Below are 20348 nucleotides of genomic sequence, written 5' to 3'. Positions count from 1 at the left end.
TATTTGTCCGCGATCCATGAATGAGAGTGTAGGTCAATCCAGATGGTTATAATCGACGCAGAATCAGAAACACTGTCACCATGGAGTGGACGATAGAATGCAACTCGACGACATGCGGATCTTCGTCGCCACGGTCGACGCGCGTAACTTCACCGCCGCTGCCCGCCGGCTGTCGCTGTCGAAGCAGTTCGTGAGCCGCCGGGTAATGGCGCTGGAAGAGGCGCTCGGCGTGCCCTTGCTGATCCGCAATACGCGCAAGCTGGCCGTGACCGAACTAGGTCAGGAGTTTTACGAGCGCGCGAGACGCATCCTCGGCGAGGTTGAAGACGCCGAGCAGGCAATGTCGCTGCGCCGCGCCGGGCCGCGCGGGCTGCTGCGCGTCAGCGCGCCGATGTCGTTCGGCATGGTGCATCTGTCGCCGCTGGTGGCGATGTTCCTGCGCGAGCACGGCGAGGTGCGCTTCGACATGGAACTGAGCGACCGCACCGTCGACGTGGTGGGCGAGGGCTTCGACATGGCGATCCGCATTGGCACGCTGGCCGATTCCACGCTGGTCGCGCAAAAGCTCGTCGACGTCAGGCTGGTCGCGTGTTGCAGTCCGGGGTACGTGCGCCGGCGCGGCGCGCCCGCCGTGCCGGCCGATCTGCAACGTCATTCATGCCTGTTATACGGTCATGGCGGCGTGGTTAGCTGGGACTTCGTAGTCGACGGCGTGGTGAAGGGCGTCGAAGTGCGTGGCCCATTGCGGGCCAACAATGGCGATCTGATTCGCGACGCGGCCGTGGCCGGTCTGGGGATCGTTCGGCTTCCTGATTTTATCGTCGCCGATGCGCTCAGGAGCGGTCAGCTTGTGCCGGTCCTCGAGGCGTTTCTGCCTGGCGCGACCAGCGTGTATGCGGTGTATCCGCAACATCGGCAAAGCTCAGTCACGATTCGGGCTTTTGTGGACTTCCTGCGCAAGCATTTGCAGAAGACGCTGGCGGCGTGACGGGGCGAGGGCTTGCGTGCCCCCGTGTGCACCGAGACGGTGGGCGGGACCGCCTACCGCCCCGCGCTCCAACTCGCTCACCCATTGCGGAAAATAAAGCTGTACCCATTCAACGCAGGCACACCGCCCAAATGCGCGTACAACACGCGCGAGCCTTCCGGAAATTCTCCATTGCGCACCATGTCGATCATGCCGTGCATCGACTTGCCCTCATACACCGGGTCGGTCAGCACGCCTTCGAGCCGTGCGCACAAGCGAATCGCCTCCAGCGTGCCTTCGTTCGGCAGTCCGTACTCCGGACCGCCGAAGCGCTCGTCGAGCACCACGTCTTTCGCGATGATGTCCCGGCCGAGGTCGACCTGTTCCGCTGTCTGTTTCGCGATCCGCATGATCTGTTCGCGGGTCTGAGCGGGTTTCGCCGACGCATCGATGCCGATCACGCGCTCGGCGCGCCCGTCGGCGGCAAAACCCACCACCATGCCGGCCTGCGTGCTGCCCGTCACCGAGCACACGACGATGTAGTCGAACCTGAAGCCCAGTTCGGCTTCCTGCTGCCGCACTTCTTCCGCGAAGCCGACGAACCCGAGGCCGCCCAGCGGATGATCGGAGCAGCCGGCCGGAATCGCATACGGCTTCCCGCCGGCGGCGCGTACGCTTTCCAGCGCGTCCTCCCAGCTTTTGCGAAAGCCGATGTCGAAGCCGTCGCTCACCAGTCGGACGTCGGCGCCCAGAATGCGCGACATCTGGATGTTGCCGACGCGGTCATAGACAGCATCCGAGTAGTTGACCCAGTTCTCCTGCACGAGTACGCACTTCATGCCCAGATGCGCGGCGACCGCGGCCACCTGGCGGGTCTGGTTCGACTGGATCCCGCCGATCGACACCAGCGTGTCGCAACCTTGCGCCAGCGCTTCGGGAATCAGGTACTCGAGCTTGCGCGTCTTGTTGCCGCCGAACGCGAATCCACTGTTGCAGTCCTCGCGCTTCGCATACAGATGCACCTTGCCGCCGAGGTGTTCGCTCAGGCGCTTGAGCGGCTGGATCGGCGTCGGTCCAAAGGTGAGCGGGTAGCGGGGGAATCGTTGCAGGTTCATGGCAGCTCCGTGGTCATTGGGTTGTCGACGCGATCGGTAAGCCGTCGCGTTGAATCAATGGTAGGGAAAAGCGGATGAAATGAGCTTGCGAAAAAATTCACTTCGACATACTTTTGAAAATGTCGAGCCAGAAACTGATTAATAAAAATTCGTCCTGAAAACCATGAGCGCAACAAAAATTCGCACGACAAAGAAGCCGGCCCCTGCCTCCGCCGTGAACACCGACCCGCTTCAGGCGCTCGACCGGATCGATCGGGCGATCCTGCGGCAGTTGCAGACCGACGCATCCATTTCCAACGTCGCGCTGGCCGCGAAGGTCAAGCTGAGTGCGCCGGCCTGCTTGCGGCGCGTCGAACGGCTGAAGGAGTCGGGGCTGATTCGCGGAGTGGTCGCGTTGATCGACCCGAAGGCCGCCGGTGCGGGGATGCTGGTGATCATCGGCGTGGTGCTGGACCGTTCCACGCCGGAGTCGTTTGCCGAGTTCGAGAAAGCCGCGCAGAAGGTGCCCGGCTGCATGGAGTGCCACGTCGTAACCGGCGAGTTCGACTATTTCATGACGGTCCGCACGCGCGACAGCGACAGCTTCAATCGCCTGCACGCGGAGCAATTGCTTTATCTGCCGGGCGTGAGGCAAATCCGCTCTTTCATGGTGCTCAAGGAAATCCTCTCGACGACGCGCTTTCCGCTGTGACGCGAGCCGTTGCGTCCACGCCTCCGGCTTTCAACCGAGGCGGCGGCCGCTGCGGGAACGTTTTCCGTTGGGGCGGCCGCCCACCTCACCGCCGACCCGGCTTTCAGCCGAATCGAGCCCGCTCCCTACCGATGTGGCGCATATTTTGCACGTCTGCGTCGGTCGGCATATCTTTCTCATGAACCGGTTCATACACAGCCCGCGTGGCCGGCCTTTTGGCCGCAGGGGCAGTGAAGCCTGGCCGGTAGTGTGTGTCGATCTCTGAAAAAATTACATGCCGTAAAGTAACTGCGCGGCAGTCGCCCGGTTTTTTAGCCGTTGCGGACCTCGGGCGAGAACATAACCCCTTCGCTATACGCGAGATCGGAGGCTTCTGGTGTTGAACAGCCGTAGAAAGCGGAGCGACGAGCTTCGCAATAAACACATAAGCATCGCGGCAACGTCTGTGGTCGCCGTGACACTTGGCGGCGTTGCCTTCCTGCCGGGCTCGGCGTCGGCGCAGACGCCCTCACCGCTGGGCGAGTGGCAATACTCGGCCGGCATTCCATTGCAGAAGATGTACCAGCCGAACATTCCCGACTGGCAGGTGCGTGTCGGTCTGGCGACGTCGTTCCAGCCGCGCTTCGAGGGCTCGGCCCGTTATCACGTCGTGGCCGGACCGAGCATCGACGTGCGCTACAAGGACCTGTTCTTCCTGTCGAGCGGTGAAGGGTTCGGGGTCAACGTCGCGCAGGGCGAGAACTGGCGCGTGAGCCTGGCCGCCGTCTACGACCTCGGGCGTCGCGAGCGCGACGATCCCCAGGAGCTGAACGGACTCGGCAACATCAACTTCGCGCCCGGCCTCAAACTGGCGGGCGAATACGTGGTGTCGAAGGACTTCCCGCTGGTGTTGCGCGCGGACATCCGGCGTTACTTCGGCGGCTCGAATGGCTGGATCGGCGACCTGGGCGCCTATATGCCGATGCCGGGCAGTTCGAAGACGTTCTTCTGGTTCGCCGGTCCGAACGTGTCGTTCGCGGACTCCACGTACATGAACAGCTGGTTCGGGGTCAACCAGCAGCAGGCGGCCAACTCGCAGTTTTCGCAGTACCACGCGAGCGCGGGGGTCAAGTCGGTGGGATTCGGTGTGAGCGCGGTGTGGCTGTTCAACAAGCACTGGTTCGCGACGGCCGACGGCGCATTCCAGCAACTGGTCGGCAGCGCCGGCAACAGCCCGATCACGCGCAGCAGGGCCAATGGCGTGGCCGACATTTCGATCAACTACCGCTTCTGACGAAACGTTTCGACATTCGCAGGAAGGGGCGGCGGCGTGGATTCGCCGTCCCCCGGTTCTTTCCCTCGCCGCGAAAGCGTGCCGGCGCTTGTGGGTACATCGATTGCTGCTTCCTTGTTTTGCGCGTGAGACCGGCCTTCCACCGGCGCGCCCGAATACAAGGAGCCCCTCCCCATGGCAGGTAAAACGAGCACCCGGACGCCAGCGGCGGCAAGCGCACAGGCGAACGATCCAAAATCGAAAGACCTCGAACAGTTTCGAGTGAGTCCAGATGGCCAGGCCCTGCGAACCAATCAGGGCGTCAAGATCTCCGATAATCAGAACACGCTGCGAGCCGGCCCGCGCGGCCCCTCGCTGCTCGAAGACTTCATCATGCGTGAGAAGATCACGCACTTCGACCACGAACGCATTCCCGAGCGCATCGTGCATGCGCGCGGCTCGGCCGCGCACGGTGTATTTCAGGTGTACGAGTCGCTGAGCGAGTACACCAAGGCCGCGTTCCTTCAGGACCCGTCCGTGCAAACGCCGGTCTATGTGCGTTTTTCGACGGTGCAGGGCCCGCGCGGCTCGGCCGACACCGTGCGAGACGTGCGCGGCTTCGCGGTGAAGTTCTACACGCAGGAAGGTAACTACGATCTGGTCGGCAACAACATGCCGGTGTTCTTCATCCAGGATGCGATCAAGTTTCCGGACTTCGTGCACGCGGTGAAACCGGAAGCACCGAACGAGATGCCGACTGGCGGTTCCGCGCACGATACCTTCTGGGACTTCGTGTCGCTCGTGCCCGAGTCCGCGCACATGGTGCTGTGGACCATGTCGGATCGTGCGATCCCGCGCAGCCTGCGCACGATGGAGGGCTTCGGCATCCACACGTTCCGCTTCGTCAACGCGCAAGGCAAGGGCCGCTTCGTCAAATTCCACTGGCGCCCGGTGCTGGGCTCGTACTCGCTGCTCTGGGACGAGGCGCAGAAACTCGCGGGCAAAGACCCGGATTTTCATCGGCGTGATTTGTGGGAGGCGATCGAACGGGGCGACTTCCCCGAGTTCGAGCTTGGCGTGCAGATCATCGAGGAAGAGGACGAGCACAAGTTCGACTTCGATCTGCTCGATCCGACCAAGCTGATTCCGGAAGAACTGGTGCCGGTGAAGATCGTCGGCAAGCTGACGCTCAATCGCAATCCCGACAACTTCTTCGCCGAGACCGAACAGGTCGCGTTCCATCCGGGCCACGTCGTGCCGGGTATCGATTTCTCCAACGATCCGCTGCTGCAAGGCCGTCTGTTCTCGTACACGGATACGCAGATCAGCCGCCTCGGCGGCCCGAACTTTCACGAGATTCCGATCAACCGGCCGGTGTGCCCGTTCAACAACAACCAGCGCGATGCGATGCACCGCCAGGCGATCCACGTGGGACAGGCTTCGTACGAGCCGAACTCGGTGAGCGGCGGCTGGCCGAAGGAAACCGACCCGGCACCGTCGGACGGCGGCTTCGAAAGCTATCAGGAGCGCGTGGAAGGCACCAAGATCCGCGTGCGCAGCGAGTCGTTCGCCGATCATTTCTCGCAGGCCGCGCTGTTTTACAACAGCATGTCTCAGCCCGAGAAAGACCACATCGCCGCCGCGTATCAGTTCGAACTTGGCAAGGTGACGAAGCCGGAGATTCGCGCGCGCGTGGTCAACGAGATTCTCGCCAACTTCGATGCTGGACTGGCGGCGAGCGTCGCCGAAGGTCTGGGTCTGCCCGCGCCGAAGAAGGGCACGGCGAAGCTTTCCGGTCCTAAGGAGTCGCCGGCGCTGAGTCTGCTCAATCGCGTGAAGCCCGGCATCAAGACGCGCAAGATCGCGTTGCTGGCCGCGCCGGGTTCCGATGGCGGCGCGATCGGGAAGCTTCAGCAGGCGCTGCAGGGCGAGGGGGCGGCGCCGATGTTGATCGCGCCGACGCTGGCCGCGATCGACGGTCTCGCGCCAGACGCGACGATTGCCGGTTTGCCGTCGATCATGTTCGATGCGGTGATCGTCGTGGGTGGCGACGCGGGCGCGAAGGCGCTGGCGCAATCGGGTGACGCGCGGCATTTCGTACTCGAAGCGTTCAAACACCTGAAGGCGATCGCGGCGCTCGGCGCGGGGCGTGAGGTGCTGGCCGCGGCGCATTTGCCGGACCACGCGGACGGCGTCGTGACCGGCGAGGACAAGCAGCTCGCCGACGTGCTGAAGGCTTTCATCAAGGCGGCCGAACAGCATCGCGTGTGGTCGCGTGCGGCGCAGGCGGAGACCGTGCCTGCCTAGGCGGTGCGGCGAGCGATCATCCGAGGCCCGCGTGAGCGGGCTGCTCATCGAGGTATCAGCAGAACTGGCCGGCGAACACCGGCCAGTTTTTTTGCGCGTGCAGTAACGCGCGTGCAGCGAGTGCAGTGCCGGGACAGCGGCGCGAAGTCTACGGGTTCGCCCGCGTGCCATGCAACCGATGCGTATTCTTCGGCGCCGTCGCAGCGGAGGCGGCCGCCGCGGACACACCCGCCGGTCCTTCCGGAATATCGCTCGGGCGGGAGGCCTGAACGGTCTGCGGATACAGCACGAGCAACGCGCGCAACACACCGTTGGTCCAGCCGAAACCATCCTGCAGCGGATATTCGCCACCACCCGCGGCGACGCCCGGCGTGGCCGCATCGACATCGTATTTCTCGACGAGCTTGCCGGTGTGCTGGTAATACGCAACGTTGGTTCTGATCCAGCGCGTCGCGATGGCCTGCGCGAGCGCCGGTTCGCTATAGCGCCGCAAGCCGATTACCGCCAGATACTGCAGTGGCGCCCAGCCGTTGGGCGCGTCCCATTGCTGGCCGCTGTTCACCTCGGTGGTCGCGAGGCCGCCCGGCCGCAGCAGTTCGCGCCGCACGGTCGCGGCGACGGTCTTCGCCTGCTGGCGGCTGGCTACGCCCGTATACAACGGATACACCGTCGCGGCGGTGAGCCTGTGCGTCAGCGTGCGATGCTCGAAGTCGTAATCGCCGAAGGCCTGCAACTGCGGGTCCCACAACACGCGGCGAATCGTGTCGGCGCGTGTCGCGGCGCGCCGCTCCATATTTTCCGCATGCGTGATGTCGCCGCGCAGTCGGTATGCCTTCGCGAGCGTGCGCTCCAGATCGACCAGCAGACAGTTCAGATCGACCGGCACGAGCGACGTCACGTCCACCGTGGCGAGCGTTTTGCCGTCGGCGAACCAGCGCGAGCTGAAATCCCAGCCTGTTTCGCCGCCCGCGCGCAGATTGCGCCACAACTGCGCAGAGTCGCGCTGCGGCGTCTGCTGCGCGCTAAGCACGTCTTCACGATACGATTCGTCGCGCGGCGCCGCGCGTTCGTCCCAATAGCGGTTGAGCAGCGTGCCATCCACCAGCCGCACCACGTGCCGGTTAGCCTGACCCGCGGGCAGGCCGTCGCTGCCATTCATCCAGTACGCGTATTCACGCTGCAACTCGGGCAGGTATTGCGCATAGACGCCGTCGCCGTCCTTGTCCGCGACGAGCCGCACCATCTGCGCGAAGAACGGCGGTTGCGAGCGGCTCAGGTAATACGTGCGGTTACCGTTCGGGATATGCCCATACCGGTCGATCAGGGTCGCGAAGTTCTTCAGTTCGTCGACAACCAGTTCATGCTGGCCGCTCTGTTCGAGGCCGAGCATGATGAAGTACGAGTCCCAGTAATAGATCTCGTCGAAGCGGTCGCCCGGCACGATGTACGCATGCGGCAGCGGCAGCAGCGACGACCACGGACTCGCGGTCGCATCGGGTTCGCGGCGCAGCACGTTCCACAGCGTATCGATATGGCCGACCACATCCTGATTCGGATCGGAGACGTACACCTTCGCGGTGCGGGAAGGCAGCGTGAAGTTGCGCTTCACGAAATCGGCGAGACTGAAGTTGGGCTGCTGCCTCGCGGTGTCGTAAGCGGCGGCGATCTGCGCGGGCGCCACGAGCGGCACCATGTCCGCGAAAGTCTTGCTGTCGGGAAAGAGATGCGCGAGTTGCACGTCGCGATACAACGCGGCGTACTGCTCGGAGGGCGGCACAGGAACCACTGGCGACGCCTGGGTAGGCGGCTCGACATGCACGGCGACCGTGGCCACGCTCACGGGTGCCGCTTCTGCGGAAGTCGGGGTTGGAGCCGACGCGGCGAGCGACGCATGCCACACGAGCGACGCGGCGAGAGCGCAACGCAGCGCAGCGAGGGGAAGAACGAGGGGGGAAGAGGGCATCGGCGAATGAATGGAAGAGTGGCAGGCCTTGAACGGTCGGGATGAAACGGCATCCATCGCACGATGGACCCGCGTGCGTCACGCAAAGTTGCGTTCGTCGTCAGAGCCCCGTCCAGCAGGCCTGAGCGAGACTATGAGCATCTCAAAAACAGCCGTCATCCTGTATGATGACGGCCGTTGTAGCGCGACCAAATCACTGCGCGAAAAACCCGAAAAATATTCCGGATCACGTCGATTCGTTATGCCGAAGACAGAAAAAATGACCGCATCGCAGGCCGTCGACCAGAACCGTTTTCGTAGCATCATCCGCCGCAATATCGCACTGCCTTTGGGTGTCGGCCTCGTCACGATGGCGGTCTTCGCCGGGCTGATCGCCTATCTGGTCTCGACGATGAACTGGGTCGAGCACTCCGAGCGTGTGATCGGCCAGGCCAACGACATGTTGCGCCTCGCGGTCGATCGCGAATCGTCGATGCGCGGCTTCCTGATCACGGGCGACGAGAGCTTTCTCTCGCCCTACGAAACCGGCGGTCCCAAGTTCAAGACGCAGGTCGAAGCGCTGCAGGAAAGGGTGGCCGACAATCCTGCGCAAGTCGAAAGACTCAAGCAGATCCAGGCGATCCAGCAGCGCTGGGCGCGCTTCGCCGAAGAGATGATCGATGCGCGCCGGCGCAATCAGGATTATGAAGCCGCTGTGGCGAGCGGGCGCGGCAAGATCGAGTTCGACGAAACGCGCCGTGAATTCAGCGATTTTCTCGATGTCGAATTGCGTCTGCGCCAGGAGCGCGCCGACGCGACGCGCCGCGTCACGACCACACTGGTGAGCGTGTTCCTTCTGTTCAGTCTGAGCGTGAGCGCGCTGCTCGCCTGGATGGGCCGACGCGAACTGATGGGCCTGTCCGCCACTTACGACGGCGCGTTGCGTCAGCAGGCCGAGCAAACCGAAGCGTTGCAGGAACAGGTGTGGCTGCGCTCCGGACAGCGTCTACTGGCGGAAAAAGTGGTCGGCCAGGCGAGCCCGCCGCTGGTGGGTCGCGCGGTGCTCGACTTCCTCGCACAGTATCTGGACGCCGTCGTCGGTGCGCTCTACGTGCGCGACAAACAGCACGGCACGCTGCGCCGCATCGCCGCGTACGGCTTCAGCCGCGAAAGCGAGCAGGGCGCCGCGCGTCATTTCGAGGAAGGCGAAACGCTGGTCGGGCAGGCGTCGCTCGCGCGCCGCACGCTCATTCTGCGCGACGTGCCTGCGAATTATGTGCAGGTGATGTCCGCCACCGGCAAGAGCGCGCCGAAGAACCTGCTGATCATGCCGGTCGTCAACGACGGCCAGGTCAACGGCGTCATCGAACTGGGCTTCATCCGCGAACTGACCTCGCGCGACGAGACCTTCATGGACCTGGTCGGCAACAGCATCGGCGACTTCGTCGAAGCCGCGTTGTATCGCGAGCGGCTGCAGGATGCGCTCGTCGAAACGCAGCAGTTGAACGAAGAGTTGCAGGTGCAGCAGGAAGAACTGCGCGTCTCCAACGAAGGACTCGAAGAGCGCGGCCGCGCGTTGATGGAATCGCAAACACGCCTCGAAGCGCAGCAGGCCGAACTCGAGCAGACCAATGTGCAGCTCGAGGAATATGCGCAGCGTCTGGAGCGGCAGAAATCGGACCTGCTGCGCGCGCAGGACGATCTCGCGGCCAATGCGGAGCGCCTCGAACAGTCGAGCCGCTACAAGTCCGAGTTTCTCGCCAACATGTCGCACGAACTGCGCACGCCGCTAAACAGTTCGCTGATCCTCGCCAAGCTGCTGCAGCAGAACCGCACCGGCAATCTGACCGAGGAGCAGGTGCGTTACGCAGAGACGATTCATGCGTCCAACAGTGATCTGCTGGTGCTGATCAATGACATCCTCGATCTGTCCAAGGTCGAAGCGGGTCAGGTGACGGTCGAACTCGAAACGGTCTCGATCGACGCGACGCTGCAGGCGCTCGAAGAGATGTTCAAGCCGCTGGCCGGCGCGAAGCATCTGCATCTCGTGTTCGACCGCTTGCCGGGCACGCCAGACACGTTCATAACCGACGGCCAGCGCGTCACGCAGATTCTGCGTAACCTGCTGTCGAACGCGGTGAAGTTCACCGAGCGCGGCGAGGTGGCGCTGTCGGTGGCGCCGGCCGAAGGCGATCAGTTGCGCATCGACGTGCGCGATTCCGGCATCGGCATTGCGGGAGACAAGCTCGAGATGATCTTCGAAGCGTTCCAGCAGGCCGACGGATCGACCAGCCGTCAATACGGTGGCAGCGGCCTGGGCCTGTCGATCTCGCGCGAGTTTGCGCAGTTGCTCGGTGGCCGGATCACCGTCGCGAGCGAAGCGGGCAAGGGCAGTGTGTTTACGCTGTGGCTGCCGCTCGATGCGCAGGCGGCGTTGGCGGAAAGCCACGGGACAGCGGCGCTCGCTTCGGCTCAGACGCATGGACATGCATCCACACGTCCGGCCGAACCGGTAAGCACCACAGCCACGGCAACCACGGCAGCCACGGCAGCCACCGCAGCGGAGCCGCTACTCGTTCGCACGCCATCGAGCAGCGTTCAAACCGCGGTGATCTCGCCGGCCAACGGCCCGCTCGCAGGCAACCCGCCGCAGGCCGCCGGCGGCTCGATCGCCGACGATCGCGACAATCGCACGCGCCCCGGCCGTCTGATCGTCGGCGTCGAGGACGATCTCGCGTTCGCCGAAATCCTGCGCGATCTCACGCATGAACTCGACTTCGATTTCGTCCACGCAAGTGACGCGGCCAGCGGTCTCACGGTGGTGCGCGACATGCTCCCGGCGGCGGTGCTGCTCGACGTCGGCCTGCCGGATCGTTCCGGGCTGACCGTGCTGGAGTGGCTCAAGAACGATCCGCTCACGCGCCATATTCCGATTCACATCGTCTCGGCCACCGACCATGCCGACAAGGCGCTGCACCTCGGCGCGATCGGCTATACGCTCAAGCCGACCGCGCGCACCACGATGGAAGCCGCGATCCGCCGTCTCGAAGCGCGTTTGCAGCAGCGCCTCAAACGCGTGTTGGTGATCGAAGACGACGCGCCGATGCGCGAGAGCATCCGCGCACTGCTGCAAAGCGAGAACACCGAAATCGTCGCGGTTGCGACGCTCGCGGAGGCGCTCGACTATCTGGCGAAGTTCACGTTCGATTGCGTCGTGACCGACCTTGCGCTGCCCGACGGCACCGGCTACGACCTGCTCGAACGGCTCGCCGCGAACACCGCGCATGCGGCGCTGCCGGTCATCGTCTACACGGGCCGCATGCTGTCCGACGACGAAGAGCACCGTCTGCGCCGCTATTCGAAGTCGATCATCATCAAGGGTGCGAAGTCGCCCGAACGTTTGCTCGATGAAGTCACGCTGTTCCTGCACAGCGTGGAGTCCTCGCTCGCACCCGAGCAGCAGCGCATGCTGCGTACGGTGCGTCAGCGCGATAACGCGTTCGAAGGCCGCACGATCCTGCTGGCCGAAGACGACGTGCGCAATATCTTCGCGCTGTCGCACGTGCTGGAGCCGCTCGGCGCGAAGCTGCAGATCGCGCGCAACGGACGCGAAGCGCTCGACGCGCTTGAAAACGGTTCCGAAGTGCATCTGATCCTGATGGATGTCATGATGCCCGAGATGGATGGTTTGACCGCGATGGGCGAGATTCGCCGCAATCCGCGTTTCGCGCATCTGCCGATCATCGCGCTGACCGCAAAGGCGATGGCCAACGACCGCACGCGCTGCCTCGAAGCCGGCGCCGACGACTACGTGTCCAAGCCGATCGACGTCGACAAGCTGGTCGCGCTATGCCGCGTCTGGTTGCGGCAACGGTAGTGAAGGAGAACCAGTGGACAGCAGGATCACGATAAACAGCCAGGCGGAATTCGACACGCCGCACCGCATGAGCGACTTCGACATCGAGTTGAAGCTGCTGCTGGAGGCGATTTATCTGAAGTACCAGCATGACTTCCGGCACTATGCGATCTCGTCGCTGCGGCGCCGTCTGTCGCAGGCGCTGGAAGAGTTCGGCCTGAGGACGCTCTCGCAGTTGCAGGACCGCATCATGCGTGACGGCGACGAATTCTCGCGGCTGTTCCAGTATCTGACGGTGCAGGTCAGCGACATGTTTCGCGATCCTGCCTATTTTCTCGCGCTGCGCGAGCACGTGCTCCCGCGGCTGCGCACGTATCCGTCGATCAAGGTGTGGGTGGCGGGTTGCAGCACGGGCGAGGAACTCTGGTCGCTGAAAATCCTGTTCGACGAGGAAGGCCTGACCGAGCGCACGCTGTTCTACGCGACCGACATCAACCCGGATGCGCTCGCGCGCGCCGAGTCCGGCATCTACGCGCTCGACCGGATTCAGGGCTTCACGCAGAACTACCTGGCAGCGGGCGGCAAGCGTTCGCTGTCGGACTACTATCATGCTGCGTACAACGGCGCGCGCTTCGCCGGTTCGCTCAAGGAGCGCGTGGTGTTCGCCGACCACAGCCTGTCCACCGACGAGGTCTTTCTCGAAGCGCACCTGGTCTCGTGCCGCAACGTGCTGATCTATTTCGACCGCGGCCTGCAGGATCGCGCACTGGGTCTGTTCGAAAACGCGCTGGTGCGGCGCGGGTTCCTCGGTCTGGGCAGCAAGGAAAGCCTGCGTTTTTCCAGTCATTACGAAGCGTTCGACGAATTCCGTCCCGGCGAACGCATTTATCAGAAGCGCTAGCACGCTCATCATGCCACGCTCAACTGTCAAGCCGGCCGTCGATTCCCAAGCCGATGCCGCCACCGCGCGCGGCTACGATCTCGTCGTGATCGGCGGCTCGGCGGGCGGCATCGAAGTGCTGAACATCCTGCTCGGCGCACTGCCTGCGGGCTTTGCGCCGGCCGTGATGATCGTCACGCATTTGCCACCCGGTTCGCCGAGCTATCTGGTGCACGCGTTTGCGCATCGCTGCGCATTGCCGGTGCTGGAACCCGATGCGGGCGAGCGGATCATGCCGGGGCGCGTGCATGTCGCGCCGCCGGGTTATCACATGCTGGTGGAAGTGGACCGCACCGTTGCCTTGTCGACCGATGCCGCCGTGCGCTTTTCGCGCCCGTCGATCGACGTGCTGTTCGAGTCGGCGGCCACGGTGTATGGCGAGCGTTTGCTGGCGATCCTGCTCTCCGGCGCCAACGATGACGGCGCGCAAGGACTCGCGCAGGTGCGTGCGCAGGGCGGCACTGCCTGGGTGCAGGCGCCCGACACCGCCGTCTCGCCCGAAATGCCGCGCGCCGCGATCGAACGCGGCGCCGCCGACTCTATCTACAATCCTGCAACTATGGCCCGGCGGCTTGCCGCATTGCCGGCCTCTCTCTGATTCGATGCCATGACGAACTCACCTGTGAACATCCTGATCGTCGACGACATCGTCCACAACATTACCGCGCTCGAAGCGTTGCTCGCGCGGCCGGACATTGCCGTGCTGGTGGCCGATTCGGGAACCGCGGCGCTCGACCTGCTGCTCAAGCACGAGGTCGCGCTCGCCATTCTCGACGTCAACATGCCCGGCATGAACGGCTTCGAACTCGCCGCGCTGATGCGTGGCAGCCCGCGCACGTCGCACGTGCCGATCATCTTCCTGACGGCGACCGCACAGGACGCCTCGCGCACGTTTCGCGGCTACGAAGCCGGCGCGGTCGACTTCCTGTACAAGCCATTCGATCCGCGCATTCTGCAATCGAAGGTCGACGTGTTCGTTCAGCTCGAACAGCAGAAGCGCCAGCTTGCCGCACAACTCGTCACCACGCGGCAGATGCTGGAAGCCAACGAAATGCTGATGGCGGTGCTGAGCCACGATTTGCGCACGCCGCTCGGCGCGGTGCTGGCGTCGGCGGAATACCTGATGCGCACGGCGGCCGACGAACAGTCGGTCACGGTGGCGGCTCGTGTGAAAAACAGCTCGCTGCGCATGGCGCGCATGGTCGATCAGCTGCTCAACCTCGCGCGACTGCAGGGTGGCCGTCTGCCGTTGCAGCCGCGCTCGATCGAACTGGCGACGCTGTGCCGCTCGGTGATCGATGAATTCGCCTCGCAAAAGAGCGGCAAGCGGATCGTGTTCGAAAGCCGTGGCAACACGGCCGGCGCGTGGGATACGGACCTGGTCTGGCAAGCCGTGTCGAATCTGGTCAGCAACGCGCTGCATCACGGCGCGCCGGATGGCGACATCGGCGTCGAGGTGGACGGCGACGCGGTCGAGTCGGTACGTCTGAAGGTCTCCAATCGCGGCACGATTCCGGCCGAGGTGTTTCCGCATCTGTTCAAGGCGTTTGGGTCGAACGGCAGCGGGCGTTCGCGCGAAGGCCTGGGGCTCGGGCTGCATATCGTGCAGGAGATCGCGCGGATGCATGGCGGCAACGTCAGTGTCGATTCGAACGAAGCGACCGGGACCCTGTTCACGATCGAATTGCCGAGGATGGTGACCTTGCAGCGCGGCTCGTTCACGCGCAAATAAAGGCGCGCTGCGGCGCGTGAATCGCCGTGCCGCGCGAACGGCCGGCTCCCGGTCCCGCTCTGCTACGCTTGCCGGACCCGACTCCACGCAGCGCGACCCGAATCCCATCATGCGTTCCTGGCGCATCGCTCCACCTCACCGAAGCGGACAGATCAGCACCGCGCGCGCGACCGAGCTAGTCATGTCGATCTCGCAGCCCGACGCGGATGCGCTCGCCGCGAGCATGCTGAAAACCGTGGGCGATGCGCTACCGGTTTCGCAGTGCACCATCTTTGCATACGAATTCGACGCGCGTCCGCGCACCGTGTCGGCCGCGGATCATCGCGGCGGCCGCTTTCTGCGCGACGTGGCCGACCGCTACGCGACGCATTTCTACGCGCTCGACGGCAATCGCGCGATTATCGGCCGCGCGCCGCGTGCGCAGGCTCGCGACGCGCTGGTGCTGCATCAGCAGCGCAGCGAAGAGATCGAAAACGAAGCCTACCGCGCGGCCTGCTATGCGCAGCCCAACGTGTCCGACCGCCTGTCGTTGCTGATGCGGCCGGTGGACAGCGTCTGGCTGTCGATCAATCTGTATCGCGACAGCGCGTACGGCAGTTTTGCGGCGGGCGAGCTGGAGTACGTCGAGAGCGTCGCGCATCTGTTCGCCCATGCGGCGAAAAGCCATTACGCGCTTAACGGGCAGCATCAGCAAGGCCCGGCTGCCGCGATGCTGGCGCGCGTTCGGCGCGCATGTCCGCAACTCACCCCGCGCGAACTCGACGTGCTGCGCGGCACGCTCGAAGGCGCGAGCGCCGTGGAAATCGCGGCGCGGATGGGCGTGAAGCCCGCGAGCGTCGTCACGTATCAGAAGCGCGCTTATGCACGGCTCGGTATCTCCAGCCAGCGGCAGTTGTTCGCGTTGTGCATGCAGCCGGAACGGGCCTGAGCCGCCCTCGGTTCGTCCTGCGTCGGCGCATGTCGACGAGATCACAGCCCCGGCCATGCTCAGCGCGCTGCGCGCTTTGCACGCGCATCGGCCTGAGTTTCGCGGTCCCAGCGTTTCAGCCAGGACATGAGGAAGTCCGCGAAACCGTCGGCGGGCGGTGACAGCGCGCGTTCCGTCGAACGGTACACGCAAACCTCGCGAATCGTTTCCGGATCGACGATGCGCTTCATCACCAGCCCGAACGTGCGCGCGAGCGGCGCGACGTAGGCCGGCGCGAGCGTGACGGCGAGCCCTTGCGACGCGAGGCCGAACGCGGTGGTGACGTTGTCCACCACGTCCACCGGAATGATGCGGGCTTCGACCGGCAGGTTGGCGAGCATCTGCCCGACGGCGCGCTCGTGGTCGCGGCCAGTGGCGACGATCGGCACGTCGCGCAGATGCTGCCACTGCACGCGGCGCCGCGAGCTCAGTGGATGGCTCGGCGCGCACCACATCACCCACGGGCTCGCGAACGCGGGCTCGCAGCGCACGCGCGTGCCGCTTTGCCGGTCCGGGCCGATGGCGAGGTCCACGTCGCCGCTCTCGACGCGCTCCACCAGTTGCTCGACCACGGTGTCGCAAATCCGCACGACCACCTTCGGCTTGTCGTGCGCATAGTCGGCGATGGCCGCGGGCAACGCGGTGGCCGCGAGCACCAGCGGCGCGCCCACTCTGACGATGCCGGCGGCGCGGTTGCGGATGTCGTCGGCAGATTGCGCGGCCGCGCGCACGTGGCGCAGCACCGATTCGGCCGACGACAGAAAATCCTGCCCCGCGCTCGACAGATTGACGCGCCGCGTGGTCCGGTCGAACAGCCGGAAGCCGAGTTCCGTTTCGAGTTCCGCGAGCAACTGGCTGACGGCGGACGACGTGAGCCCGAGCCGTTCCGCCGCCGCGCCGATGCTATGCAGATCGACGATGGCGAGAAACGCTTCGAATTGCCGGAGAGTGACGCGTGTGAGTGGCATCTGGCGATTCTAAAGAAAAACTTACGAATCGTGAAAAATCGATTGATTGTGCGTAGCGGCCTCGTGACCGACACTTGCCGGATCGACGCACGAACCGAAAGCCGCTTAGACTTCCGTTTGACCCTGTCGTGCGCCACGCGGCGCATCATCCGTATCGGATCAGGCCACATCGAGGCCATTCGAAGAGCATTCGAAGCGCATTCGAAGCGCCATTCGAGGCCGCATTCAAGGACTTGCCATGTTCGACCACATTCCGCCCTACCCAGGCGACCCGATTCTCAGCCTGAACGAAGATTTTCAACTGGACCCCCGCCCCAACAAGGTCAACCTGAGCATCGGCATCTATTTCGACGACGCCGGCAAGCTGCCGGTGATGGACGCCGTGCGCCGCGCCGAAACCGCGCTGCTCGACTCGATCGGGCCGCGCTCCTATCTGCCGATGGCGGGCCTGCCGCAGTATCGCGAGGCGGCGCAGGCGCTGGTGTTCGGCGCCCGGAGCGAGGCGCGCGCGGCGGGCCGGATCGCGACGTTGCAGACCATCGGCGGGTCGGGTGCACTGAAGGTCGGCGCCGATTTTCTGAGGCGCTATTTCCCCGCCTCGCAGATCTGGATCAGCGACCCCAGCTGGGAAAACCATCGCGTGGTGTTCGAGGGCGCGGGGCTGACCGTCAACACCTATCCGTACTACGACGAGCAAACGGGCGGCTTGCGTTTCGCCGACATGATCGACACGCTTGGGCGCCTGCCCGAGCGCAGCGTCGTGCTGCTGCATGCGTGCTGCCACAATCCGACCGGCGTCGATCTGAACCCTGCGCAATGGGCCGAACTGGTGCCGGTATTGCAGCGCCGCAAGCTGATCGCGTTCGTCGACATGGCCTACCAGGGTTTCGGCGCGGGTCTCGAAGAAGACGCCGCGTGCGTGCGTTTGCTGGCCGACGCGGGTGTGCCGTTGATCGCCGCGAATTCGTTCTCGAAGAACTTCTCGCTGTATGGCGAGCGCTGCGGCGCGTTGAGCGTGGTGTGCCAAAGCGCGGACGAGGCGACGCGCGTGCTCGGCCAACTGATGTCGGCGGTGCGCGCGAACTACAGCAATCCGCCCACGCACGGCGCGCGTGTGGTGGCCAATGTGCTCGCCGATGCGTCGTTGCGCGCGTCGTGGGAAGCCGAACTCGCCACCATGCGGGAGCGGATTCTCGCGATGCGCGGCACGATCCACGCGGGACTCGCGGGCCGTGTCGATGACGTGATGCGCGCGCGTTACGTCGCGCAGCGCGGCATGTTCACCTATACGGGTTTGAGCGAAAGCCAGGTCGAACGTCTGCGCGGCGAATTCGCGGTCTATGTGCTGCGCTCGGGACGCATGTGCGTGGCGGGCCTGAATGAACGCAACGCCGGTTATGTGGCGTCGTCGATCGCGGCGGTGGTGGCGGGCGCATAACGGCGACGGCATCACGGCAATTGCATCACGGTGTGACTGCACGCACCGGCAGAACGACAACCATGGAGACCCTGATGACGACCGTTGAACAGCAGTCGGCCAGTCCGTCGAAGACCCCTGTCATGCATCCGGACGAGTGGCACGCGCGCGTGCAACTCGCCGCGTGCTACCGGATCTTCGACATGCTCGGCTGGACCGAGATGATCTACAACCACATCACGCTGCGTGTGCCCGAGAGCGTGAGCGGCGGCGAGCGGCAGTTCCTGATCAATCCGTTCGGGCTGCACTACGGCGAAGTGACGGCCAGCAATCTCGTGAAGATAGATGCGCAGGGGCGCGTGCTCGACCGCTCGCCGTATCCGGTGAACCCGGCCGGGTTCGTCGTGCATGCGGCGATTCACCAGGGCTTACCCGGTGCGCACTGCGTGATGCACACGCACACCACGGCGGGCGTCGCGGTGGCATGTCTGGAAGATGGCCTGCAGCAAACCAACTTCTACAGCGCGCAGTTGCATGAGCGCGTCGCGTATCACGACTTCGAAGGCATCACGGTGCACGCCGAAGAAGGTCCGCGCCTCATCGAACATATCGGCGACAAACAGGCGGTGATCCTGCGCAATCACGGCCTGCTTGCGTGGGGCCACGCCTTGCCGCAAACTTTCGCGGTTCTGTGGACGCTCAATCGCGCGTGCGAAATCCAGATGGCGACGTTTGCGATGGGCCGCGCGCGGCCGGTGCCGGAAGCGGTGGCAATCCGCTGCTCGCGCGATGCGTTGCAGTTCGATCCGAAGCACGGCGCGGGGCAGGATGTGTTCGACGCGCTGGTGCGGCGGGTGGATCGCATCGACGCGAGCTACAAGGATTGATGCGGGACCGGTCCACGAACTCATGCACGACTAAATCAGGAATCGAAGCGATGAAAGTTGTTATCTACGGCGCAGGCGCGATCGGCGGATGGATGGGCGTCAAGCTCGCGCAGGCCGGCCACGACGTCGGCGTGGTGGCGCGAGGCGCGACGCTCGCTGCGTTGCGCGAACAAGGCTTGCGTCTGATGGAAGCGGGCGTCACGCATACGGTGAAGGTCACCGCGAGCGACACGCCGGCCGACCTCGGCGCACAGGATCTCGTCGTGGTCGCCGTGAAAGGACCGGCGATGGCGTCGGTCGCCGCGCAGATCGCGCCGCTGCTGGGCCCGCAAACGATCGTGCTGACGGCGATGAACGGCGTGCCGTGGTGGTTCTGCGCAGGCCTCGGCGGCGACTTCGCCGGTCGGCGGCTCGAGTCGATCGATCCGGACGGCGCGATCGCCGCCGCGATTCCGACCGCGCAGACCGTGGGTTGCGTGGTGCATGCGAGCTGCCTCGTCGAAGCGCCGGGCTTGATCCGGCATCACCAGGGTAATGGCTTGATCGTCGGCGAGGCGAGTGGCGAGGCGAGCGAGCGCGTCGCGGCGCTGACCGAAACGCTGGTCGCGACGGGCTTCAACGCGTCGATGTCGGCGCAGATTCAGCGCGACGTCTGGTACAAGCTGTGGGGCAACATGACGATGAATCCGGTCAGCGCGATCACCGGCGCGACGACCGACCGGATTCTCAGTGACGAACTGGTGCGCGGTTTCGTGACGAGCATCATGCTGGAGGCGAAGGAGATCGGCGCGCGGTTTGGTATTCCGATCGATCAGGCGCCAGCGGACCGCCACGAAGTCACGCTGAAGCTGGGCGCGATGAAAACGTCGATGTTGCAGGACGTGCAAGCGGGGAAGGCGGTCGAACTCGACGCGCTGGTGGGGGCCGTGCGCGAACTGGGGCAACTGACGGAGGTGCCGACGCCCTACACGGATGCACTGCTCGGTCTCGCGCGCCTGCATGCGAGCACGTTGGGTCTGTATCCGCGGAAGTGACGCGGCGCGCTTGAAAATCAGGCCGCCGTGCGTCTGGCGCACGGCGGCTTTTTTGCGTCTTGCCGCGCGTTATGCGGCGACCGTAGAAGAGACCGGCAGGCGCGCCGCTTCGATCAGCGACAGCGCGCGCCGCGGGTCGTCGAGTTCGGTCATGCACAGCAGCACGAGCCGCGCCAGATAAAGCGGCGTCTGCGCTTCGCCTTCGGCCGCGAGGGTTTTGCAGAGCGTCGTGTAGACGAGGTCGAGATCGCTATCGGTCATGATGATGTCGTT

General features: G+C 64.5%; 16 protein-coding genes. 12 read left to right on the top strand and 4 right to left on the bottom strand.

From position 1 onward, the window contains the following. The first annotated feature begins 97 nt into the window (after nt 1-97). On the top strand, nt 98-988 hold the full coding sequence (locus B0G69_RS26705) for a LysR family transcriptional regulator (RefSeq protein WP_121322551.1): 891 nt from the start codon (nt 98-100) through the stop codon (nt 986-988). Nucleotides 989-1065: 77 nt separating this feature from the next. Here B0G69_RS26705 and B0G69_RS26700 read toward each other — a convergent pair whose 3' ends face one another. Continuing rightward, nucleotides 1066-2082: a 1-aminocyclopropane-1-carboxylate deaminase gene (locus tag B0G69_RS26700; RefSeq protein WP_121322549.1), complete on the bottom strand. Its 1017-nt coding sequence runs from the start codon at nt 2080-2082 to the stop codon at nt 1066-1068. 163 nt (nt 2083-2245) lie between these two features. On the opposite strand from B0G69_RS26700, the gene B0G69_RS26695 reads away from it, so the two are divergent. From B0G69_RS26695 to katE, 3 genes are all read left to right on the top strand, one after another. After that, a complete protein-coding gene (locus B0G69_RS26695) occupies nt 2246-2773 on the top strand; it encodes an Lrp/AsnC family transcriptional regulator (protein ID WP_121322547.1) in 528 nt (175 codons plus the stop codon). A 376-nt stretch (nt 2774-3149) separates the two neighbouring features. Then, on the top strand, nt 3150-4046 hold the full coding sequence (locus tag B0G69_RS26690; protein ID WP_121322545.1) for a MipA/OmpV family protein: 897 nt from the start codon (nt 3150-3152) through the stop codon (nt 4044-4046). A 174-nt stretch (nt 4047-4220) separates the two neighbouring features. Beyond that, complete coding sequence (gene katE, locus B0G69_RS26685) at nt 4221-6332, top strand: catalase HPII (protein WP_121322543.1); 2112 nt, start codon at nt 4221-4223, stop codon at nt 6330-6332. 148 nt (nt 6333-6480) lie between these two features. Here katE and treF read toward each other — a convergent pair whose 3' ends face one another. Then, nucleotides 6481-8295: an alpha,alpha-trehalase TreF gene (gene treF, locus B0G69_RS26680; RefSeq protein ID WP_121322541.1), complete on the bottom strand. Its 1815-nt coding sequence runs from the start codon at nt 8293-8295 to the stop codon at nt 6481-6483. A 259-nt stretch (nt 8296-8554) separates the two neighbouring features. On the opposite strand from treF, the gene B0G69_RS26675 reads away from it, so the two are divergent. The 5 genes from B0G69_RS26675 to B0G69_RS26655 all read left to right on the top strand — a co-directional run bounded on the left by B0G69_RS26675 (nt 8555) and on the right by B0G69_RS26655 (nt 15730). After that, a complete protein-coding gene (locus B0G69_RS26675; protein ID WP_121323903.1) occupies nt 8555-12151 on the top strand; it encodes a response regulator in 3597 nt (1198 codons plus the stop codon). 67 nt (nt 12152-12218) lie between these two features. Continuing rightward, entirely contained in the window at nt 12219-13031 is an 813-nt protein-coding gene (locus B0G69_RS26670; RefSeq protein ID WP_121323902.1) for a CheR family methyltransferase, read from the top strand. Nucleotides 13032-13041: 10 nt separating this feature from the next. Then, nucleotides 13042-13668, top strand: a complete 627-nt coding sequence (locus tag B0G69_RS26665; RefSeq protein ID WP_121322539.1) for a chemotaxis protein CheB — start codon at nt 13042-13044, stop codon at nt 13666-13668. 9 nt (nt 13669-13677) lie between these two features. Then, nucleotides 13678-14802 carry a hybrid sensor histidine kinase/response regulator gene (locus B0G69_RS26660; RefSeq protein ID WP_121322537.1) on the top strand — a complete coding sequence of 375 codons (1125 nt, stop codon included), beginning with the start codon at nt 13678-13680 and terminating at the stop codon, nt 14800-14802. Nucleotides 14803-14911: 109 nt separating this feature from the next. After that, the gene (locus B0G69_RS26655; protein ID WP_121322535.1) at nt 14912-15730 is read left to right on the top strand and encodes a helix-turn-helix transcriptional regulator; all 819 of its coding nucleotides are present in this window, start codon (nt 14912-14914) and stop codon (nt 15728-15730) included. A 59-nt stretch (nt 15731-15789) separates the two neighbouring features. On the opposite strand, the gene B0G69_RS26650 is transcribed toward B0G69_RS26655, so the two are convergent. Then, complete coding sequence (locus B0G69_RS26650; RefSeq protein ID WP_121322533.1) at nt 15790-16737, bottom strand: LysR family transcriptional regulator; 948 nt, start codon at nt 16735-16737, stop codon at nt 15790-15792. 238 nt (nt 16738-16975) lie between these two features. On the opposite strand from B0G69_RS26650, the gene B0G69_RS26645 reads away from it, so the two are divergent. From B0G69_RS26645 to B0G69_RS26635, 3 genes are all read left to right on the top strand, one after another. Further along, a complete protein-coding gene (locus tag B0G69_RS26645; RefSeq protein WP_121322531.1) occupies nt 16976-18175 on the top strand; it encodes an amino acid aminotransferase in 1200 nt (399 codons plus the stop codon). A 74-nt stretch (nt 18176-18249) separates the two neighbouring features. Beyond that, nucleotides 18250-19041 (top strand): class II aldolase/adducin family protein, encoded by a 792-nt coding sequence (locus B0G69_RS26640; RefSeq protein ID WP_121322529.1) that lies wholly within the window; start codon nt 18250-18252, stop codon nt 19039-19041. A 50-nt stretch (nt 19042-19091) separates the two neighbouring features. Then, nucleotides 19092-20075, top strand: a complete 984-nt coding sequence (locus B0G69_RS26635; RefSeq protein ID WP_121322527.1) for a 2-dehydropantoate 2-reductase — start codon at nt 19092-19094, stop codon at nt 20073-20075. A gap of 69 nt (nt 20076-20144) precedes the next feature. On the opposite strand, the gene B0G69_RS26630 is transcribed toward B0G69_RS26635, so the two are convergent. Further along, on the bottom strand, nt 20145-20336 hold the full coding sequence (locus B0G69_RS26630; protein ID WP_121322525.1) for a hypothetical protein: 192 nt from the start codon (nt 20334-20336) through the stop codon (nt 20145-20147). Between the last annotated feature and the right edge of the window lie 12 nt (nt 20337-20348).

This window comes from Paraburkholderia sp. RAU2J, from assembly GCF_003634845.1.
GTDB lineage: Bacteria > Pseudomonadota > Gammaproteobacteria > Burkholderiales > Burkholderiaceae > Paraburkholderia > Paraburkholderia fynbosensis.
Note: the sequence above shows the minus strand (reverse complement) of the source record. Positions and strands in the feature narration are given on the sequence as shown.